The 18,958-nt window shown below is 71.5% G+C and carries 21 protein-coding genes; 14 read left to right on the forward strand and 7 right to left on the reverse strand.

What is annotated here, in order from left to right; translation table 11 throughout:
* Positions 1 to 142 precede the first annotated feature (142 nt).
* The 6 genes from IU476_RS22380 to IU476_RS22405 all read left to right on the forward strand — a co-directional run bounded on the left by IU476_RS22380 (position 143) and on the right by IU476_RS22405 (position 6,013).
* Complete coding sequence (locus IU476_RS22380; protein ID WP_195103104.1) at positions 143 to 1,411, forward strand: adenosylmethionine--8-amino-7-oxononanoate transaminase; 1,269 nt, start codon at positions 143 to 145, stop codon at positions 1,409 to 1,411.
* Positions 1,412 to 1,549: 138 nt separating this feature from the next.
* Positions 1,550 to 2,395: a class I SAM-dependent methyltransferase gene (locus tag IU476_RS22385; RefSeq protein WP_228824101.1), complete on the forward strand. Its 846-nt coding sequence runs from the start codon at positions 1,550 to 1,552 to the stop codon at positions 2,393 to 2,395.
* Between the two features lie 62 nt (positions 2,396 to 2,457).
* Positions 2,458 to 3,606, forward strand: coding sequence for an 8-amino-7-oxononanoate synthase (locus IU476_RS22390; protein WP_195103105.1), 1,149 nt, complete (start codon positions 2,458 to 2,460; stop codon positions 3,604 to 3,606).
* 65 nt (positions 3,607 to 3,671) lie between these two features.
* Complete coding sequence (gene bioD / locus IU476_RS22395) at positions 3,672 to 4,352, forward strand: dethiobiotin synthase (protein WP_195103106.1); 681 nt, start codon at positions 3,672 to 3,674, stop codon at positions 4,350 to 4,352.
* A gap of 127 nt (positions 4,353 to 4,479) precedes the next feature.
* Positions 4,480 to 4,683, forward strand: coding sequence for a cold-shock protein (locus tag IU476_RS22400; protein WP_195103107.1), 204 nt, complete (start codon positions 4,480 to 4,482; stop codon positions 4,681 to 4,683).
* Positions 4,684 to 4,870: 187 nt separating this feature from the next.
* Complete coding sequence (locus IU476_RS22405; protein WP_195103108.1) at positions 4,871 to 6,013, forward strand: alpha/beta fold hydrolase; 1,143 nt, start codon at positions 4,871 to 4,873, stop codon at positions 6,011 to 6,013.
* Positions 6,014 to 6,023: 10 nt separating this feature from the next.
* Here the strand turns inward: IU476_RS22405 and IU476_RS22410 are convergent, their stop codons facing one another.
* The 4 genes from IU476_RS22410 to IU476_RS22425 all read right to left on the reverse strand — a co-directional run bounded on the left by IU476_RS22410 (position 6,024) and on the right by IU476_RS22425 (position 9,852).
* Entirely contained in the window at positions 6,024 to 7,052 is a 1,029-nt protein-coding gene (locus IU476_RS22410; protein ID WP_228824102.1) for an ABC transporter substrate-binding protein, read from the reverse strand.
* A gap of 141 nt (positions 7,053 to 7,193) precedes the next feature.
* Entirely contained in the window at positions 7,194 to 8,042 is an 849-nt protein-coding gene (locus tag IU476_RS22415; protein ID WP_195103111.1) for an ABC transporter ATP-binding protein, read from the reverse strand.
* Between the two features lie 17 nt (positions 8,043 to 8,059).
* Positions 8,060 to 9,091, reverse strand: coding sequence for a FecCD family ABC transporter permease (locus tag IU476_RS22420; protein WP_195103113.1), 1,032 nt, complete (start codon positions 9,089 to 9,091; stop codon positions 8,060 to 8,062).
* Between the two features lie 176 nt (positions 9,092 to 9,267).
* A complete protein-coding gene (locus IU476_RS22425; RefSeq protein ID WP_195103115.1) occupies positions 9,268 to 9,852 on the reverse strand; it encodes a TetR/AcrR family transcriptional regulator C-terminal domain-containing protein in 585 nt (194 codons plus the stop codon).
* A 108-nt stretch (positions 9,853 to 9,960) separates the two neighbouring features.
* On the opposite strand from IU476_RS22425, the gene bioB reads away from it, so the two are divergent.
* From bioB to IU476_RS22450, 5 genes are all read left to right on the forward strand, one after another.
* Positions 9,961 to 10,980, forward strand: a complete 1,020-nt coding sequence (gene bioB, locus IU476_RS22430; protein ID WP_195103117.1) for a biotin synthase BioB — start codon at positions 9,961 to 9,963, stop codon at positions 10,978 to 10,980.
* 58 nt (positions 10,981 to 11,038) lie between these two features.
* Entirely contained in the window at positions 11,039 to 11,248 is a 210-nt protein-coding gene (gene bsaP, locus IU476_RS22435) for a biotin synthase auxiliary protein BsaP (protein WP_195103374.1), read from the forward strand.
* Positions 11,248 to 11,925 carry a DUF2567 domain-containing protein gene (locus IU476_RS22440; protein ID WP_195103118.1) on the forward strand — a complete coding sequence of 226 codons (678 nt, stop codon included), beginning with the start codon at positions 11,248 to 11,250 and terminating at the stop codon, positions 11,923 to 11,925. The genes bsaP and IU476_RS22440 overlap by 1 nt, the downstream gene beginning before the upstream one ends.
* 98 nt (positions 11,926 to 12,023) lie before the next feature.
* Positions 12,024 to 12,560: a DUF1353 domain-containing protein gene (locus IU476_RS22445; protein WP_195103119.1), complete on the forward strand. Its 537-nt coding sequence runs from the start codon at positions 12,024 to 12,026 to the stop codon at positions 12,558 to 12,560.
* Between the two features lie 81 nt (positions 12,561 to 12,641).
* Positions 12,642 to 12,812 carry a hypothetical protein gene (locus IU476_RS22450; RefSeq protein WP_195103120.1) on the forward strand — a complete coding sequence of 57 codons (171 nt, stop codon included), beginning with the start codon at positions 12,642 to 12,644 and terminating at the stop codon, positions 12,810 to 12,812.
* A gap of 80 nt (positions 12,813 to 12,892) precedes the next feature.
* Here IU476_RS22450 and IU476_RS22455 read toward each other — a convergent pair whose 3' ends face one another.
* Both IU476_RS22455 and IU476_RS22460 read right to left on the reverse strand, forming a co-directional pair.
* Entirely contained in the window at positions 12,893 to 13,621 is a 729-nt protein-coding gene (locus tag IU476_RS22455; protein WP_195103121.1) for a DUF8020 domain-containing protein, read from the reverse strand.
* 147 nt (positions 13,622 to 13,768) lie between these two features.
* On the reverse strand, positions 13,769 to 14,527 hold the full coding sequence (locus tag IU476_RS22460) for an NUDIX hydrolase (RefSeq protein ID WP_195103122.1): 759 nt from the start codon (positions 14,525 to 14,527) through the stop codon (positions 13,769 to 13,771).
* A 76-nt stretch (positions 14,528 to 14,603) separates the two neighbouring features.
* Here IU476_RS22460 and nadA point away from each other — a divergent pair, with 76 nt between their 5' ends.
* From nadA to nadC, 3 genes are all read left to right on the forward strand, one after another.
* Positions 14,604 to 15,629 (forward strand): quinolinate synthase NadA, encoded by a 1,026-nt coding sequence (nadA, locus tag IU476_RS22465; RefSeq protein ID WP_195103123.1) that lies wholly within the window; start codon positions 14,604 to 14,606, stop codon positions 15,627 to 15,629.
* 105 nt (positions 15,630 to 15,734) lie between these two features.
* Entirely contained in the window at positions 15,735 to 17,534 is a 1,800-nt protein-coding gene (locus IU476_RS22470; protein ID WP_195103124.1) for an L-aspartate oxidase, read from the forward strand.
* 52 nt (positions 17,535 to 17,586) lie between these two features.
* Positions 17,587 to 18,447 (forward strand): carboxylating nicotinate-nucleotide diphosphorylase, encoded by an 861-nt coding sequence (nadC, locus tag IU476_RS22475; protein ID WP_195103126.1) that lies wholly within the window; start codon positions 17,587 to 17,589, stop codon positions 18,445 to 18,447.
* Between the two features lie 4 nt (positions 18,448 to 18,451).
* On the opposite strand, the gene IU476_RS22480 is transcribed toward nadC, so the two are convergent.
* Positions 18,452 to 18,871, reverse strand: coding sequence for a tellurite resistance TerB family protein (locus IU476_RS22480; protein ID WP_195103128.1), 420 nt, complete (start codon positions 18,869 to 18,871; stop codon positions 18,452 to 18,454).
* Positions 18,872 to 18,958: the final 87 nt, after the last annotated feature.

Raw genomic sequence — 18,958 nt, forward strand, 5'->3', positions numbered from 1 at the left:
TGTGCCTCCGGATCGGGGCGCTGTCGGGCGCCCAAAATTCTTTGACGGAGTCAAAGGTTACTCGATGGCGAGGTCCCGTGGGCGGATTCCGCGGCCGTGGTAACTTGAACAGCGTTCAAGACGCTCGGCGCGAAGGATTCCCGTGGCCCTGACACCCGACCAGATCAGCGCACTCGACGCCGCGCACGTCTGGCATCCCTACGGCGGCTTCCCGGCGAGCACCGAACCGCTGGTCGTCGCGTCCGCCGCGGGCACCAGGCTGACCCTGGCCGACGGGCGGGAGCTGATCGACGGGATGAGTTCGTGGTGGGCGGCGGTGCACGGCTACCGGCACCCCGTGCTGGACGCGGCGTTGACGGCGCAGGCGCAGCGGATGAGTCACGTCATGTTCGGCGGGCTGACCCACGAGCCGGCGGCCCGGCTGGCGCAGCTGCTGGTCGAGATCACCCCCGCGGGCTTGGACAAGGTGTTCCTGTGCGACTCCGGCTCGGTGTCGGTGGAGGTTGCCGCGAAGATGTGCCTGCAGTACTGGCGGGCGCTGGGGCGGCCGGGCAAGCGGCGGCTGTTCACCTGGCGCGGGGGTTACCACGGCGACACCTTCACCCCGATGAGCGTGTGCGACCCCGACGGCGGCATGCACTCCCTGTGGACCGACGTGCTCGCCGAGCAGATCTTCGCGCCGGTGCCGCCGAAAGAGTATGTCCCCGAGTACGTTCGAGAGCTCGAGCGGCTGTTCGAGACGCACGCCGAGGAGACGGCGGCGGTGATCGTGGAGCCGATCGTGCAGGGCGCTGGCGGCATGCGCTTCCATCATCCGGGCTACCTGAACGAGCTGCGGCGGCTGTGCGACGAGCACGGCGTGCTGCTGGTCTTCGACGAGATCGCCACCGGATTCGGCCGCACCGGAACGCTTCTCGCCGCCGACCGGGTCGGGGTGCGGCCGGATGTGCTGTGTGTCGGCAAGGCGCTCACCGGGGGTTACCTCACGCTCGCCGCCGCGCTGTGTACCGCCGAGATCGCGGAGACGCTCAGCGCCGGGCACGGCGGGCTGATGCACGGCCCCACCTTCATGGGTAATCCGCTCGCCTGCGCGGTCGCGGTCGCCTCCGTCGAACTGCTGCTCTCGCGCGACTGGCAGGGCGAGGTCGCCGCCATCGAATCCGGGCTCGAAGCCGGACTTGCTGCCGCTCAAGGCATTCCGGGGGTGGTCGAGACGCGGGTGCTCGGCGCGATCGGCGTCGTCGAACTCGACCACCCGGTGGACATGCGCAAGGCCACCCATGCCGCCGTCGAATCGGGGGTGTGGCTGCGGCCGTTCCGCAACCTGATCTACACCATGCCGCCGTTCATCAGCAGCCCCGAGGACGTGCGCCGGATCGCCGCCGCGGTGGTGGCCGCGGCCGCCACCTGACGGCGAAAAACCTTGTCCCATCCGATTCTTCGCGGTAATCGAGAATTTATTTTCTCGTGATATGATGGAAGCGAATTCGAAAATTCCTGTCTACCATCGGCTTTCGCTCGTAGTGGAAAGTCGGCGGAAGGAATTTCGATGGATGGCGTAGGCCCCAGCCGGACGGCATTGATGGCGGCGGCCGCTCGTGCGGCGCATCTGCTGGTGGACCGGGAACCGTTCCTGTTCGAGGACACCGCGGCCGCGCGCCTGCTCGGCGACCAGGCCGAGGAACTGCTGTCCTACCACCGGCTGCACGGCGACCATCTCGTGCTGGCCGGTACCCGCGCGCAGGTCGCCGTGCGCGGGCACTTCACCGAATCCCGGCTGGCCGCTTCGGGGCTGGGGCAATACGTGATTCTGGGCGCCGGGCTGGACACCTTCGCCTACCGGTCCCCGCTGGCTCGCGAGGTGGCCGTCTTCGAGGTCGACCATCCGGACACCCAGCGGTGGAAGCGGGCCGCGCTGGCCTCGGCCGGCCTCGGGCCGCTGGGCGAAATCGCTTTCGTGCCGGTCGATTTCGAGCGCGACGACCTGATGTGCGGCCTGGTCGCGCACGGCTTCGACCGAGCGCGCCCGGCCGTCGTGAACTGGCTCGGCGTCACCATGTACCTCACGCCCGCCGCGCTGGAAACCACCGTCGCCGCCCTGTCCGCCTGTGCGCCCGCCACCGAACTGATCGTGGAGTACGCACTGCCTCCGGAACTGCGCGACGAACCGGGCCGCGCCTACGCCGAACTCGTCGCCCCCGCGGCCGCCGAACGAGGCGAACCCTGGCTCGGCACGCAGACTCCCGAGGAGATGTCCCACCTGCTCGCCCGGCACGGATTCCGCGTCGCCGAGCACGTCACCCAGCGAGCGGCGGTCCCGGCGGCGGCCTGGGAGCGCTCCGACGTCCTGCGGCCCTCGGACCTGTGCCGCCTCGTCCGAGCTGTCCGGGCGTAGCGGCACTGGTCGCGAGACGCCGCCCCTTGCTCCTGAACGGCGTTCAAGTATGCTGCTGGGCTGTGAGTGTGGATCCGTTGAGCTGGTTGGACGCGCGGGCCGGGGACCGGGTGCGGGCCGGGCTGCGGCGGGAGCTGCGGCCGCGCGCGCCGGAGACCGGGCTGATCGACCTGGCGTCCAACGACTATCTGGGACTGTCCCGGCATCCCGAGGTGATCGAGGCCGCGGTGGAGGCGGTGCGCACCTGGGGCACCGGGTCCACCGGGTCGCGGCTGGTCACCGGCACGACGCTGGCGCACGAACAGCTCGAGGCCGAACTCGCCGAGTTCGTCGGCGCGGAGTCGGGACTGGTGTTCGCCTCCGGCTACGCCGCGAACCTCGGAGTGGTGACGGCGCTGGCCGGGCGCGGGGCCCTGGTGGTGTCCGACGCGGGCAGCCACGCCTCGCTGGTGGACGCCTGCCGGCTCTCGCGGGCACGGGTGGAGGTCGCGCCGCATCGGGACGTGGCGGCCGTGGCGCGGCTGCTGTCCGCGCGCACCGAGGAGCGGGCGGTGGTGCTCACCGACTCGGTGTTCAGCGCGGACGGTGACCTCGCGCCGCTGACCGAACTGCATCGCGTGGTCCGGGCCCACGGCGCCGTGCTGATCGTCGACGAGGCGCACGGCCTCGGGGTGCGCGGCACCGGCGGACGCGGACTGGTCCACGAGGTCGGCCTGGCGGGCGAGCCCGACCTGATTGTCACCGCCACCCTGTCGAAAGCCCTTGCCGCACAAGGCGGTGTGGTGCTGGCAGGGGAGCGGGTGCGGGCGCACCTCATCGACGCGGCACGCACCTTCATCTTCGACACCGGGCTCGCGCCCGCCGCCGTCGGCGCCGCGCGTGCCGCGTTGCGCCTGCTGCGCCGCGAGCCGGAGCGGGCGGGCCGGGTGCTCGACCGCGCCACCGCCCTCGCCCGCATCGCCGATGCGCCGCAACCGGATTCGGCCGTGGTGTCGGTGGTGCTCGGCGCGGCGCAGGTCGCCTACGACGCGGCCCAGGCCTGCCGCGCCCGCGGCCTGAGCGTGGGCTGCTTCCGCCCGCCGTCGGTTCCGGAGGGCACCTCCCGGCTCCGGCTCACCGCCCGGGCCGACCTCGACGACGCCGAAATGGAGTACATCGCCGCGACTCTCACGCAGGTGCTGTCCGAGGCGCGGGAGGCGGTGCCCGCGTGAGTGCCGGATGGCGCGGAATTACCAGCAACGCAACGCAATTCGGTCGCTCGAGAGGGTAGGCGGAGATGGGTGTGCTGATCGTGACCGGAACCTCCACGGAGGTCGGCAAAACCGTGGTGACGGCGGCGCTGGCCGCGGCCGCGCTGGCGGCGGGGCGCTCGGTCGCGGTGTGTAAACCCGCGCAGACCGGGATGGGCCCGGGAGAACCCGGCGACCTGGCCGAGGTGGCGCGGCTGGCCGGTGTCACCCGCACGCTCGAGTTGGCGCGCTACCCCGACCCGCTCGCTCCCGACACCGCCGCCCGGCGTGCCGGGCAACCGCTGCTGACGCTCGGCGAGACGGTCGCCGCCGTGGATTCGCTGTCCGACGCGGACCTGACGCTGGTGGAGGGCGCGGGCGGCGTGCTGGTCCGGCTCGGCGAGTTCACGATCGTCGAGCTGGCGCAGAAACTCGGCGCGCCGGTGCTGGTCGTCGCCGCCGCCGGGCTCGGCACCCTCAACCACAGCGAACTCACCACGCGCGCGCTCGCCGCTGCCGGCGTGCCGTGTGCGGGGCTGGTCATCGGATCCTGGCCTGCCGCACCGGATCTCGCCGCCGAATGCAATCGGACCGACCTGCCCGAGGTGACCGGCGTGGACATCGTCGGCGCGATCCCCGAGGGCGCCGGGCGCTGGCAGCCGCAGCGCTTCGCCGGTACCGCGCCGAGCTGGTTCGCGCCGCAGTGGCGGGCGCGCCATCTCGGCTGAGCCCGGCCCTGCGGCGCAGGTCACCCCACCTTCTGCGGCCCACCGGTGGGAAGTATGGCATGCTGGATCGCGGGTACGGGCTGTTGAAGTGATCGCCCGGCTCGCAACAGGAAGTTAAGAAACAAGTATGTCGCAAGGCAGTGTGAAGTGGTTTAACAGCGAAAAGGGTTTCGGGTTCATCGCCCAGGACGGTGGCGGCCCGGACGTTTTCGTCCACTACTCCGAGATTTCCGGCTCCGGCTTCAAGTCCCTCGAGGAGGGGCAGCGTGTCGAGTTCGAGATCGGGCAGGGCCAGAAGGGTCCCCAGGCTCAGAGCGTCCGCGCGATCTAAGCGGAACCGGTAAGGCCTGTGAAACCCGCGCTACGGCGCGGGTTTCGCGTTTTTCCGGGCAGTCGCGCCGGTCTTGCGGGCAACGATCGCCCGCAAGACATAGCCTCCGGACCCGGACTGTGGCGCGGGCCACCGGTCCCGGATCGTGAGCAATCGACTCGCGAGGGCAGTCCTACAGTGGATGAAGATGCTTCTGGAGGACCGGCACCCGACCACCGTCGCGGACTACGACGATGCGCGGCGGCGGGCTCGCCTGGCCGAAACCGGGTGGGGACACGGCTGGACGCGCCTGCGCCGGACCGGTCTGGTGCTGCTGCGGTTGTCGCTGCTCCCGATTCTGCTGCTGGTGCTGTTCGCCCAGTACCTCGCCGTCGACGTCACACCCGAGCGGGCCCGCCTGGCACGGACCGAGCCGGCGGTGCTGCCGGTCGCCGCGCCCGCTCCCGAGGCGCGCAACACGGCGGTGTTCGATCTGGTCGGGCTCGGCGGGCTGGACGCCGCCGCCACCGCCCGCGCGCTGCCGTCGCTGTCGCGGATGGGGTCGGTGTGGGCGGTGCGCTACGACAACACCGGTATCGACACCAAGGTCATCAGCGACCTGATCATCCGGGTCACCGAGGCCGCCCGGATCCAGAACGTGGTGCTGGTCGGCCACAGCATGGGCGGGGTGATCGCCCTGGAGATCGGCAAGCACATCCACACCGAGTCCACCAAGAACCTGTCGGCCGTCGTGCTCGACTGCACTCCCGTGGATCTCAACGCGGTTCGCCCGGAGAGCCGCAACCAGGGTGAGGATCTGCTGCGCTGGACCGGCTGGCTGCCCGGCATCCGGGAGAGCCGCAGCCTGCGGCTGTTCGCCGAAACCTACGCGCGCCGTGAGCGTTTCGTCGACCACGACACCGTCCCGCCGGGCATTCGCGGCGACCGGCTGTGGTCGGTGGTGGGCGAGGTGCTGCGGCAGAAGATCGGCAACCGCGACGCGGCCAGCAACGGCCTGATCGAGTCGCAGTTCCGGGCGATCGTGGCCGGCGGCGCCGTCGACGATCTGCGCGCGCTGGTCAAGCCGGTGACCGGCAAGGCCCGCCCGGCGGTGGTCTTCCTGCGGCCGGGCAATCCCGAGCGCGACCCGATCGTCGACAACGAGTACACCCACCGCGTGCTGCTCGAGCAGGTCGGCGGGGGGAACGGGATGCTGCTGACGGTGCTCACGCACGGCACGGGTCACGCGAATCCGATCCAGCAGCCGGGGGAGTACAACAAGGTCATCGCCCAGCAGGTGGTGCCGTTCGTGCGGCTGGTGCGCAATCAGGAACTCGTCATGGCCCGGTGAGCGCCGCGGTTCAGCGGACCGCGTCGTCGGCGCGCGGCCGTATTCCGGAGGGCGGCAGCAGGTTCCAGCGTTCCAGCTGGGCGCGGAGCTGTTCGGCGGCGTCGATGTTCAGCGGGCCGCTGGTCCACAGGGCGTAGGGCAGGTTGAAGAATCGCTGCTCGGTGACCGCGCGCAGCCGGTTGATGCCGGGCTTGGCGCGCAACATCTCCACCTTCTGCGCGAACGACTGCGGCGGATAGTCGACGAAGACGATCGCGTCGGGGTCCGCAGCGGCCAGCCGCTCCCACGACACGCGCGTCCAGGAATCGGCCACGTCCGCGAGCACGTTGCGGCTGCCCGCGGCGTCCAGGATCGCTTGCGGCCCACCGAATCTGCCGCTGGAGAACACGGTGTCGGAGCCGCTGTCGAAGACGAAGACGTCCGGGCGGCGCGGGGCCTGCGGCGCGGCGCGCAGCGCGTCGAGCCGGGCGTCGAGATCGGCGACGAGCCGGTGCGCCTGCTCGGCGCGGCCGGTGATCGCGCCGAGGTTGTCGAGGTCGGTGCGCAGCGCGGTCCACGGCTCGACGATGCCGCGCGCCTGTCCGCCCGCGCGCGGGCGGCAGCTCTCGGTCAGCACGTAGGCCGCGATCCCGTTCTTGCGCAACGACTCCGGCGTGAGGTCCTTGGCCTCGGTGTAACCGTAGTTCCAGCCCGCCACCATCACGTCGGGACGCTGCGCGAGCACGGTCTCGCGGGAAGGAGATTCGGTGGCAACGACTTTCAGGCGGTCGACCGCGTCGCCGTAGTGGCGTCGCAAGGTCGCCGCGTCGTCGGCCTGGAGACTGGACACCGCCGTCACCACATCTTGCGCGTCCAGCGCCAGTGCCATCGAGATCATGTTGCTGTCGTTGACGAACAGGCGCTGCGCGGGCGCGGGGAAACGTACGTCCTGTCCGCAGTTGCGCACGGTGAGATTGCCTTCGACGGCGGGTGCGGTGCCGCACGCGGTGGCGGCGAGAATCGCTGCGAGCGTGGTCATTACGAGTGCGCTGCGTCTCATCGTGGTCGTTCCTTCGGTGGGTGACAAGCGGTGGGGAGTGTGATTCGAGTCGGTCGGAGTGCGCCGGGCCGCAGGCGCGTGCGCCGGCACGGGAGTGGGCGCACGAGCCGCCGCCGTGCGCGCGCCTGTTGCCGCGCGGGGTCACGGCTTCGGGATGGGCTCGAGCAGTAGGTGCGGCAGTCCTGTGTCCGGGTGGCGGACCCGGGCCGCGCGCACGCCGAACACCGTGCCGAGAACGGCTGGGGTGAGGGCGGTTTCCGGGGGAGCGAGGTCGCTCGCGTGGCCGTCGTGCAGCACCAGCACGCGGTCGCAGAATCGGTCGGCCAGATCGAGGTCGTGGAGGGTGAGGACGACCGTGCGGTTCAGGGTGCGGGCCAGCGCGAGCAGAGCGAGACGGTGGGTGACGTCGAGGTGATTCGTCGGTTCGTCGAGCAGGAGCAGCGGAGTGTCCTGGGCGAGAGCCCGGGCGAGCAGGACCCGCTGCCGTTCACCACCGGACATGCGGTGCACCGGGCGATCGGCGAAGCCGTCGAGATCCACTGCGTGCAAGGCCCTTTCGACCGCCGCGCGCTCCTCCGGACCGCCGGGACCCCACGGGGGCAGATACGGTGTCCGCCCGAGCGCTACTACTTCGCCCGCCCGCAGGTCCTCGGGTGGCTGCTCGTCCTGCGCGACCAGTGCGAGCGCCCGCGCGCGCCGACGAGGCGAGAGCCCGTGCAGCTCCGACCCGTTCACGAAGACCTCGCCCTGCCGCGGCCGGAGCAGCCCGGCCAGGGTCCGCAGCAGCGTGGTCTTCCCGCTCCCGTTCGGCCCGACGATGCCGACGATCTCCCCGACCTCGACCGCGAACGTCACGCCGGTGAGGACGTCCCGCCGCCCCGGCCCGCAGGCGAGTCCCCGCACCTCCAATACCGGCCCGCCACGGTGCTTCCCAGCCTCGAGCGACCCCGTCGCGGCCGGTGTCCCGAGGACCGGTTCGCTCCCCACCATCCGCGCACCCCGCCTCCTCACGACGCACCGAAGCGGTAGCGGCGGCGGCCCATCAGCAGCAGGAAGACCGGGGCCCCGATCAGGCCGGTGAGCACACCCACCGGAATCTCGGTGGGCCGCACCAGGATCCGCGCGGCGGCGTCGGCCACCACCAGGAACAGCGCACCGCACAGTGCGCTCACGGGCAGCAGGGCGCGATGCGGCGAACCGACCAGCAGCCGCGCCGCGTGCGGCACCACCAGCCCGACGAAGCCGATCCCGCCCGACACCGCCACCAGCACGCCGACCAGCACGGCCAGCCCGGCGAACAGCCCGATCCGCAACGCGCGCACCGGAACTCCCACCGACGCCGCGGTATCGGCCCCCACGTTCAAGGCATCCAGCCACCGCGCCGCCGCCAGCAGCGCCGCCGCGGCCACCCCGACCACGCACAGCGGCAGGGTGATGCGCGTCCAGTCCGCACCCGCGAGGCTGCCGAGCAGCCAGAACAGCACGGCCTGCGCCGCCGCCGGATCGGCGCTGCGGAAGATCAGGTAACTGCTCAGCGCCGCGCAGGCCGACCCGAGCACGGTGCCGGTCAGCACCAGCCGCAACGGCGTCAGCCCGCCCTGCGCGACCGCGATCAGGAAGACCAGCGCCGCCGCCGCGAACGCGCCCAGCAGCGCGCCGCCCGACAGTGCCCACACCCCCGCGCCCGCGAAGAACCCGGACGTGATCACCGCCGCCGCGCCGACTCCCGCCCCCGAGGACACGCCGAGCAGATACGGGTCGGCCAGCGGATTGCGCACGAGCGTCTGCATGGCCGCGCCCGCCAGCGCCAGCCCCGCGCCCACCACGGCCGCCAGCAGCGTGCGCGGCACCCGCAACTGCCAGACGATGGTGTCGAGACCGGGATCGGCGACCGCGGCTCCGGTCACCCGTGCTCGCAGCACCTCGAAAACCGTTGCCGGCGGCACCGTTTCGGCCCCGCAGCCGGTCGCCACCACCAGGGCGCACGCGAGCGCCACCACGACGACGGGAACGACCACCGATGTCCGCGCGCGGATCATCGCCGATACTCCATGGGCACCTCGCGACCTCAGAGCGATACCCGGCGAGGGAGGTCTGACTTCCGCGCCGGGCCCGAGCCCGCCGCGGTCACAGTGGCGCGACCGTCCCGGATTTCCACCGGATTCCCGCACCCGCCGAGGATGACGGCACGAACTCTACCGTCCGGTTTGTCCGGTCAGCGCACCCGGTCGCCCAGCAGGTGCCGCACGCCGCCCACGAACAGCTGCAACCCGAAGTCGAAACGGGCGGTGGCGCTGGTGTTCTCGTACAGCGGCGAGGACTCCTCCGGCAGCGCGCCCGCGGAATCCATCTGCATGCGCGACTGCTCGTCGACGGTCTCGCCGAGCACGTAGTACAGCAGCGTGTAGGCGGCCAGGTCGGCCTCCTCGCGCGTCATCCCGCCGCGGATCAGCGCACCGGCCACCCGCTCGCGACCCTTGCTGGTGGTCAGGCGCGAGGCGTAGGTGGCCGACACCAGCTCCGCGCCGTCGCGGTAGGCGAGCAGGCACGAGCGCATCCGGTGCGCCAGCTCGCCGAGCTGCGCGGACCACTCGTCGGCGGAGACCGGCTCGTCCAGGGGCGCCAGGATGCGGTCGGCGACCGCGCCGAGCAGCGCCTGCTTGTTGGGGAAGTGCCAGTACAACGCGCCGGGCTGGACGTGCAGCGAGGTCGCCAGCCGGCGCATCGTGAGATCGGCCAGGCCGAATTGGTCGAGGATGGCGATGGCGCCGTCGACGACGTCGGTGCGGTGCAGTTGCACTTGGCGACAACCCTTTCGTGCTTTTGACTCGCTGCTCACGCTACCCTAGCCTGAACACCGTTCAAGTTGCACGGCCGCAGCCCCGGCCGGACGAAGGGATTCGTGCGCATGACCCAGGCACCCGTCAGGACCGAGACCGACATTCTGGCGATCGCCCGCGAGCAGGTGCTCGAGCGCGGCGTCGGCCTCGACAAGGAACAGACCGTGCAGGTCCTGACCCTCGCCGACGACCGGCTCGAGGAACTGCTGGCGCTCGCGCACGACGTGCGGATGAAGTGGTGCGGCCCCGAGGTCGAGGTCGAGGGCATCATCTCGCTCAAGACCGGCGGCTGCCCCGAGGACTGCCACTTCTGTTCGCAGTCCGGCCTTTTCCAGTCGCCGGTGCGCGCCGCCTGGCTGGACATCCCGTCGCTGGTCGAGGCCGCCAAGCAGACCGCCAAGACCGGCGCCACCGAATTCTGCATCGTCGCCGCCGTGCGCGGCCCCGACGAGCGGCTGATGGCACAGGTCGCCGCCGGGGTCGAGGCCATCCGCAACGAGGTCGACATCCAGGTGGCCTGCTCGCTGGGCATGCTCACCCAGGAGCAGGTCGACCAGCTCGCCGCGATGGGCGTGCACCGCTACAACCACAACCTCGAGACCGCGAAGTCGCACTTCCCCAACGTGGTCACCACGCACAGCTGGGAGGAGCGCTGGGACACCCTGCGCATGGTGCGCGAGGCGGGTATGGAGGTGTGCTGCGGCGGCATCCTCGGCATGGGCGAGACGGTCGAGCAGCGCGCCGAATTCGCCTTGCAGCTGGCCGAATTGGAGCCCGACGAGGTGCCGCTGAACTTCCTCAACCCGCGCCCGGGCACCCCGTTCGGCGACCTCGAGGTGCTGCCCGCGGCCGAGGCACTCAAGGCCGTCGCCGCGTTCCGGCTCGCGCTGCCGCGCACCATGCTGCGCTTCGCCGGCGGCCGCGAGATCACCCTGGGCGACCTGGGCGCCAAGCAGGGCATCCTGGGCGGCATCAACGCCGTCATCGTCGGCAACTACCTGACCACGCTGGGCCGCCCGGCCGAGGCGGACCTGGATCTGCTGGGCGAATTGAAGATGCCGATCAAGGCGCTCAACGAGACGCTCTGACCCGTCGGGTATTGTCGGCAGCCCAGGAGCTGCACTTTTCGAGGTGGTCGTGGACATCATGGAAGAGCGCTACAACCCGTTCACGGGTAAGCGGGTGGTACCCAACCTGGCCGACCCGGTGCCGGCGGCGGCCGTCCTGGGCCTGGAGCCGCCGCGGTTCTGCGAGCAGTGCGGTCGGCGCATGATCGTGCAGGTGAGTCCCGACGGCTGGTGGGCCAAGTGCTCCCGGCACGGGGTGATCGATTCCAAGAGCCTGGACCATCGCTGATGGCGCACCAGAGCACCGCCGCACCCACCGGCGCGGGTCGCCGCGAACTGCGCGTCGTGCTGTGGGTGGTGGCCGGGGTGCTGCTGGCCAGCGCGCTCGGCGGGGTGGTGTGGGGTCTGCTGGCTCCCGCCGAGCGGGTGCTCGTGGTGGAGCCCGGCCGGGGCGCGGCGCTGACCGGTGAGAGCGCGCACCGCTTCGACGCGATGGCGATCTTCGTGTGCGCCGGCGCGGTTTGCGGCGTGCTGACCGCCGCCGCGGCGTGGCGGGTGCGGGCGGTCCGCGGTCCGATCCTGCAGGGCGGCTTGCTGTTCGGTTCGCTGGCCGGCGCGTGGCTGATGGCGTGGCTCGGCGAACAGGTCGCGAACCTGCGGCATCCGCACGTGGCCGATCCGCCGGTGCGGTCGATTGTCGAACTGGCGCCGATGATCTCGCCGTCGGAGCCGACCGGCTGGACGCAGCTGGTGGTGCAGCCGCTGCTGGCGTCGCTCGTGGTGCTCGTGCTGTCGGCGCTGAGCACGTCGGAGGACCTCGGCGCCGGGTTCGCCGCGCCCGCGGCGGCGCCCGAGGGCGGGCGAGCCTACGCCTCCGATGTGACTTACGGGCCTTATGGCACGCCGGTGTCCCAGCCCCCGCGGTTCGGCCCGTTCGAGGGCGTGGACTCCGGTTCGCCGCGTTGACGCCGGTCCGAAGCCGAACCGTTGCCGGAGATTTCCCGGTGCGCCGTAGTCTGTAGTCCCGGCGCCGGGTGCGCCGGCCCTGCGGAGGAGGCGGCGGGTTGGCATTCAGCGGTGACGCACTGGTCGTCGAGGAGATCGACGCGCAGTCCTGGATCGTGCGCGCGCCCATCGAATATCGCGGCCGGCACGACCTTTTCGTGGTTCCCGAGGGGTTCCGCACCGACTTCGCCTCGGTGCCGCGGGCGCTGGTCTGGCTGATCCCGCGTTACGGCGTCTTCACCAAGGCCGCCATCCTGCACGACTACCTGTGCCGCGACGCCGAGGTGAGCCGCGCCGACGCCGACGGCCTGTTCCGGCGGGCGCTGCACGAGGAGGGCGTCTCGCTGCCGCAGCGCTGGATGATGTGGGCCGCAGTGCGTTTGGGCTCCGGGCTGCGCGGCGCGACCGCGGGCGAGGTCGGCCTGTTCCTGTTGGTGGCCATTCCCGCGCTCGTCTTCCTGCTCGTTCCCGCGGTGGTCGTGCAGCTGTGGCTGGTGCTGTTCTGGGTGGTGGAGGCAGTGTTCTGGACCGCGAGCCGAGTGGCGGGGCACACCACCGCCCCGCCGCCGAAACCCCGCGTGAAACTGACCACCTGACCTCGCACGTGACCGAAAATCGCTCGCCGCTGTTTCTTTCGAGCGTTACCGTGGTTCGGACGCGACGGAAGGAGGACGGCGATGAGAGCGACACACCGGTCGGCGGAGACCCGGAACGAGCCGCGGGCCGAGCGCGCCGACCTCACCGCGTGGCGGCGGCGGCACGAGTTGCGCAGATCCAATGCGGCACAGCCGGTCCCGAGCAAGCGACGCTACGAACGCACGCCCAAGCACCGGCACCGCACGGACTGAGTCGGCGGAAGACGTACGGAAACAACGAATCCGCCCGGGATCGCCGGGCGGATTCGGTCGGCTGGTCGTAGCGTCGGAGGCTACCGGGCCGCGGGGGCCCGCGGGGGACGCGGCACGAACGGCTCGTTGATCGTCGTGAAGTACTGCGCCACAGCGGCGATGGCGATCGGCGCGGTCACGAACAGCTGACCGGCGAGAGTGCCGAGCGCGCCGACGGCGATGATCCCGCCCAGGCAGCCCACGGCCGCGGCCGGGATGATCGGTCCGAACAGCCCGATGATGGTGGCGCTGGCGACCGTGGCGCCGGCGATGCCGCCCAGCACGCAGCCCACCAGGCCGCCGCCGATCCCGCCGACCGCGGTGCCGATCGCGGCGCCCGTGGCGATGGTGTCCTTGAGCCGGGTGAACGCGGCGACCTCGCGGTCGTACGGCGTGGCCCACTGGGCGTGCTCCTCGAACGGCAGCGCGACCGGCTGGTAACGCGCGTGCTCGAGGTCGAATTGCGGTGTGAGCGTGGCCTTGCGGCCGTCGATGGCCGCGGCGATGGGGAACACGAAGTCGTCGACCCGGAACTCCAGCGGGGTGCCGGCGAGCACGGTGCCGTCGGCGGCCTCGATCTCGAACACGCCGTGCTCGACTTGCAGCGAGCCCGAGTCGATTTCGACGACGGCGTGCTCACCGGTCGTGGTGGCGGTGTAGCCGACGGCGGCGCCGTCCGCGGATCGCGGTGCGGCACCGGCGGTTCCGGCCGTGAGGGCGGTCACGGCCAGCGCCAGTGTCGAAGCGGTAGCCATCTTGCGCAGGGACATCGTTCGCGGTGGGTGGGCAGGCGAAGGCAACGGTGAATTCTCCTGTGGGAGTTGTCGTCTCGAATGTGACCAGAACTATCTCGAGAGTGTACTGAAGGTAACCTGAAGATACCTGAAACGTTCTTCAGGAACGAACCTCACGGTTTCTCAGCCACGGGGACGCAGTGCCGCGAATTCGTCGGTGACGCGGATCCCGTCGTCGGTGAACTTGTAGACCGCGGCCGGGCGGCCGCCGGCCTTGCCGGGGGAGGCGGTGTCGCCGGTCGGGGTGATCACCTTGCGGCGGCTCAGCACTCGTTGCAGGTTCGTGGTGTCGACCTCGTAACCCAGCGCCGCGCAGTAGATCTCGCGCAGCGCGGACATGGTGAACCGCGAAGGCGCCAGGGCGAAGGCGATATTGGTGTAGGACAGCTTGGCCGCCAGCCGGGCGCGGGCGTGGTCGACGACCGTGCCGTGGTCGAAGGACATGTCCGGCAGCGACGAGACCGGATGCCAGCGGGTGTCCGGGGGAAGGTGCGGATCGGCGGTCAGCGGCACCAGGCCGAGGTACGCCGAGGCGATGCGGCGCGGGCCCGGCACCCGGTGCGGATCGCTGAAGACCGACAGCTGCTCGATGTGCCACAGCTCGCGCACGTCCACCTTCTCCGCGAGTTGCCGGCGGGCGGACACGTCGAGGTCCTCGTCGTCGCGCAACCGGCCCCCGGGCAGCGACCAGGTACCCGTCTGAGGTTCCATCGCGCGCTCCCACAACAGGACGGCCAGTTCGGTGTGCCGGCCCGGCGCACATCGCGGCGACTGCGGATCCACCGGCTCGCTGGTGGCCTGACCTGCGGTGACGGTGTCGGCGAAGCGACGAACCTGGAACACCGCGGTGAGCGATTCGTGAATGGTGCTACTATGGGCCACGTTTTCGATTGTAAGTCGAAAACCGGGTTGATGCGAATCGGCGAGGTTGCCGAGCGCATGAGGAAGGAGTCATGCCATGGCGACTATGACGTTTGCCGGGCACGTCACGGACGGTCCGTCGGGGTACACGGGCGTAGCGGCCACCCCGGAGTGGGCGCAGGAGATCCAGCGCCTGGCGCGCGAGCGCAACGCGACCATCCTGGCGCACAACTATCAGCTGCCCGAGATCCAGGACGTGGCCGACCACGTCGGCGACTCGCTGGCGCTCTCACGCATCGCCGCCGAGGCGCCCGAGGACACCATCGTGTTCTGCGGGGTGCACTTCATGGCGGAAACGGCCAAGATCCTCAGTCCCGGCAAGACGGTGCTGATCCCGGACCAGCGGGCGGGCTGCTCGCTGGCCGACTCGATCAGCGCCGACGAACTGCGCGCGTGGAAGGCCGAACACCCCGACGCCGTGGTGGTCTCGTACGTGAACACCACCGCCGCGGTGAAGGCGCTCACCGACGTGTGCTGCACCTCGTCCAACGCCGTCGACGTGGTGGCCGCCATCGACCCCGACCGGGAGGTGCTGTTCCTGCCCGACCAGTTCCTCGGCGCGCACGTCAAGCGGGTGACCGGGCGCGACAACGTGCACATCTGGGCCGGGGAGTGCCACGTGCACGCCGGCATCAACGGCGAGGAGCTGACCGAGCAGGCCCGCAGCCACCCCGACGCCGAACTGTTCGTCCACCCCGAATGCGGTTGCGCCACTTCGGCGCTGTACCTCGCGGGCGAGGGCGCCTTCCCCGCGGACCGGGTGCACATCCTGTCCACCGGCGGCATGATCGACGCGGCGCGGGCGGCGAAGTCGAGCCAGGTGCTGGTCGCCACCGAGGTCGGCATGCTGCACCAGTTACGCAGGGCCGCACCGGGTATCGACTTCCAGGCCGTCAACGACCGGGCCTCCTGCAAGTACATGAAGATGATCACCCCGGCGGCCCTGCTGCGGTGCCTGGTCGAGAACCGGGACGAGGTGCACGTCGATCCGGAAACCGCGGCGCTGGCCCGTGATTCGGTGCAGCGGATGATCGCCATCGGCAATCCCGGCGGCGGCGAATGACCACGCCGCGCGCGGCCGCACGGCCGTGACCATTTCCGGTGACTCCGGGATCCGCCGTCCGGCCGGCGCCGGTCGGCGGGTCCCTGCCGAAAGGGCTCGATCCCGATGAACACAACGGTCTCCAGCACGCCGTCGGTGGCGTGGGAAGCCGCCGCCGACCTCGTGGTGATCGGCGGCGGGGTCGCCGGTCTCACGGCCGCGCGCACCGCGTCGCTGCGGGGCATGCGCGTGCTCACGCTGAGCAAGGGCGGTCCGACCGACACCTCCACCCAGTACGCCCAGGGCGGCATCGCCGTCGTCGCGCCGCAGGACGATTCGGTCGAGGCGCATGTGGCGGACACCCTGACCGCGGGGGTGGGCCTGTGCGACCCGGCCGCGGTGCGCTCGATCGTCGAGGGCGGCCGGGACGCGGTCGCGGCGCTGACCGACCTGGGCGCGGTCTTCGATCTGGGCCGCGACGGCCAGGTCTCGCGCACCCGCGAGGGCGGGCACAGCACGCGCCGCATCATCCACGCGGGCGGCGACGCGACGGGCGCGGAAGTGCAGCGGGCGCTGAACGCGGCCGGGCTGCCGGTGCTGTTCGGCACCTCGGCCGTCGACATCGTCACCGGGCCCGGGGGAGTGCGGGGCGTGGTCGCTTTGTCGGACAAGGGTTTCGGCGTCGTGCACGCACCGGCGGTGCTGCTGGCGACCGGCGGCCTCGGCCAGCTGTACGCGTGCAGCACGAATCCGCCGGGCGCCACGGCGGACGGGATCGCATTGGCACTGCGGGCGGGGGCGATGGTCGCCGACCTGGAGTTCGTGCAGTTCCACCCGACGGTCCTGTTCACGCCCGGCGGCCTCGGGCGGCGTCCGCTGATCAGCGAGGCGGTGCGCGGCGAGGGCGCGATCCTCGTCGATTCCGAGGGGCGCTCGGTGACGGCCGGGGTGCACCCGCGCGGCGACCTCGCACCCCGCGACGTGGTGTCGCGGGCCGTCGCCGCGCGCATGCACGCCCTGGGCACCGATCACGTGTACCTCGACGCGCGGGGGATCGAGGGCTTCGCCGCGCGTTTCCCGACGGTCACCGCGTCCTGCGTGGCCGCCGGGCTGGACCCGCGCCGGGACCTCGTGCCGGTCGCCCCGGCGGCGCACTTCCAGTGCGGCGGCGTGGTCACCGACACCCACGGCCGCACCACCGTGCCCGGCCTGTACGCGGCGGGCGAGGTGGCCCGGACCGGCCTGCACGGGGCCAACCGCCTCGCGTCCAACAGCCTGCTCGAGGGCCTGGTGGTCGGCGAACGGGCGGGGGCGGCGGCCGCCGAACGCCTCGGCGAACGCGCCCGCGTCACCGACCTGGGCGCCGTGACCTTCCCACGCGCCGACCGGAAGGCCTTGCAGGAGTTGATGACCGACCACGCGTCGGTCGTCCGCGACGGCGACGGCCTGCGCACCGCGGTGCTGCGCCTGCTGCAACTCCTGTCCGACCCGCTCGGCCAGGATTCGGCGGACGAGTCCGGCGAGGGACTCGGCGGTGATGTGTCGGCCGACCCGCTCGGCGAAAGGTGTTCCGGCGGTAGCCTTTCGCTAAGGCGCGAGGCGGCGGAGCGCCCTGGTTCCCACGTCTCGTCGAGGGAGCAGATGCGACCGCACGGGGCGGACGGCACGAACGGGACGCCGGTCGGAGGTACCGCGGCACTGGAGGACGCGGCGCTCACGCTGACCGCCCGAGCCTTCCTGGTCGCCGCGACCGCCCGCACCGAGAGCCGGGGCTGCCACACCCGCGCCGACCATCCCGAATCCCGAGACGACCTGCGCCGCAGCCTCCCGGTTCGCCTGGGCCCGGACGACCGCCCCCAATTGGTCACCGACGCACCGGGACGTCCGGGCGACACCACGCCGCTGGCCACCGTGCGAGTTCCGTGAGAGCCGAAACCGCCACCGCGCGTGGCGGAACGAACGAAAGTAGGAGTGGGGTATGGGAACGGATAGCGGGCCGGACCGCGCGGAAGTGGTGCGGCTGATTCGGACGGCGCTGGACGAGGATCTGCGCTACGGGCCAGATATCACCACGGCGGCAACGGTTCCCGAGGATGCCGTGGTGAAGGCGTCGATGGTGTCGCGGGAGGCGGGGACCGTGGCGGGCCTCGACGTCGGGCTGCTGGTGCTCGACGAGGTGATCGGCGCGGGCAACTACGAGGTGAGCGGAAGGGTCGCCGACGGTACCCGGGTCTCGCCCGGCGACACCGTGCTGAGCCTCGTCGCGCCGACCCGCGGGCTGCTGACCGCCGAGCGCACCATGCTGAATCTCGTGTGCCACCTGTCGGGCATCGCCACCGCCACGGCCGCCTGGGTGGACGCGGTGGCCGGTACCCGGTGCCGTGTCCGCGACAGCCGCAAGACGCTGCCCGGCCTGCGCTCGCTGCAGAAGTACGCGGTGCGCGTGGGCGGCGGGGTCAACCACCGCATGGGTCTCGGCGACGCCGCGCTCATCAAGGACAACCACGTGGTCGCGGCCGGTTCGGTGGTCGCGGCACTGCGCGCGGTGCGCGAGCAGGCCCCCGACCTGGAATGCGAGGTGGAGGTGGACAGCCTCGACCAGCTCGACGCCGTCCTGGCCGAGGGCGTGGAACTGGTCCTGCTGGACAATTTCCCGCTCTGGGCCACCCAGGCCGCCGTGCAGCGCCGCGACGCCCGCTCGCCGCGGACGGAGCTGGAGTCCTCGGGCGGACTGTCCCTCGAGACCGCCGCCGACTACGCCCGCACCGGTGTCGACTACCTGGCCGTCGGCGCGCTCACCCATTCGGTGCGCGTGCTGGACCTGGGTCTGGACATGTAGCCGCTCAGAGCCCGAACTCCGCGGGCGCCAGCCGCAGCACCCGGCAGCACTCGCGCAGCGCGTCGGCCTCGCGCAGGTCGTATCCGCCGTCGGCCGCGGCGACCGTGAGGCCGACGCGCACCGCGGCCCGCGCCTGCGCCGGCCGCTCGGTCGCCCGCGCGACCTGCTGCAACACGTAGGCCCGGCCGAAGGCGGGATCGAGGGTGAGCCGATGCCAGTTGTCCTCGAACAGGTTTCGCACCTCGTGCGAGGGGAAGTGGTCCAGCACCCCGGCGGCGCCGATCCGGTCGAACACCCGGGAGCGCGCGCGGGGGTCGTCGCCGCCGCTGGTGCTCACCAGTGCGCACACGCCTACGGCCGCGTCCCGGAACGCGCTGTCGCGCAACGCGTCCCGGGACCGGTGCGCGTGGTCGGCAAGTGGCATGACCTAACCCCCTGGGGTATCGCCCCGTAGTCCTTCGTATCCGAAGTTTTTCGACAGGCCGACGCTAGCAGAGATCGTTGTCGGCGA

The organism is Nocardia blacklockiae (genome assembly GCF_015477355.1).
GTDB lineage: Bacteria > Actinomycetota > Actinomycetes > Mycobacteriales > Mycobacteriaceae > Nocardia > Nocardia blacklockiae.

Coding starts and splice junctions, on each gene's coding strand:
- bsaP (WP_195103374.1), top strand. CDS start 11,039: ATGGAAGAGCGCTACAACCCGTTCACGGGTAAGCGGGTGGTACCCAAC.
- IU476_RS22415 (WP_195103111.1), bottom strand. CDS start 8,042: ATGGTGGGGAGCGAACCGGTCCTCGGGACACCGGCCGCGACGGGGTCG.
- IU476_RS22440 (WP_195103118.1), top strand. CDS start 11,248: ATGGCGCACCAGAGCACCGCCGCACCCACCGGCGCGGGTCGCCGCGAA.
- IU476_RS22480 (WP_195103128.1), bottom strand. CDS start 18,871: ATGCCACTTGCCGACCACGCGCACCGGTCCCGGGACGCGTTGCGCGAC.
- nadA (WP_195103123.1), top strand. CDS start 14,604: ATGGCGACTATGACGTTTGCCGGGCACGTCACGGACGGTCCGTCGGGG.
- IU476_RS22450 (WP_195103120.1), top strand. CDS start 12,642: ATGAGAGCGACACACCGGTCGGCGGAGACCCGGAACGAGCCGCGGGCC.
- nadC (WP_195103126.1), top strand. CDS start 17,587: ATGGGAACGGATAGCGGGCCGGACCGCGCGGAAGTGGTGCGGCTGATT.
- IU476_RS22400 (WP_195103107.1), top strand. CDS start 4,480: ATGTCGCAAGGCAGTGTGAAGTGGTTTAACAGCGAAAAGGGTTTCGGG.
- IU476_RS22405 (WP_195103108.1), top strand. CDS start 4,871: ATGCTTCTGGAGGACCGGCACCCGACCACCGTCGCGGACTACGACGAT.
- bioD (WP_195103106.1), top strand. CDS start 3,672: ATGGGTGTGCTGATCGTGACCGGAACCTCCACGGAGGTCGGCAAAACC.
- IU476_RS22410 (WP_228824102.1), bottom strand. CDS start 7,052: ATGAGACGCAGCGCACTCGTAATGACCACGCTCGCAGCGATTCTCGCC.
- IU476_RS22470 (WP_195103124.1), top strand. CDS start 15,735: ATGAACACAACGGTCTCCAGCACGCCGTCGGTGGCGTGGGAAGCCGCC.
- bioB (WP_195103117.1), top strand. CDS start 9,961: ATGACCCAGGCACCCGTCAGGACCGAGACCGACATTCTGGCGATCGCC.
- IU476_RS22420 (WP_195103113.1), bottom strand. CDS start 9,091: ATGATCCGCGCGCGGACATCGGTGGTCGTTCCCGTCGTCGTGGTGGCG.
- IU476_RS22385 (WP_228824101.1), top strand. CDS start 1,550: ATGGATGGCGTAGGCCCCAGCCGGACGGCATTGATGGCGGCGGCCGCT.
- IU476_RS22455 (WP_195103121.1), bottom strand. CDS start 13,621: ATGTCCCTGCGCAAGATGGCTACCGCTTCGACACTGGCGCTGGCCGTG.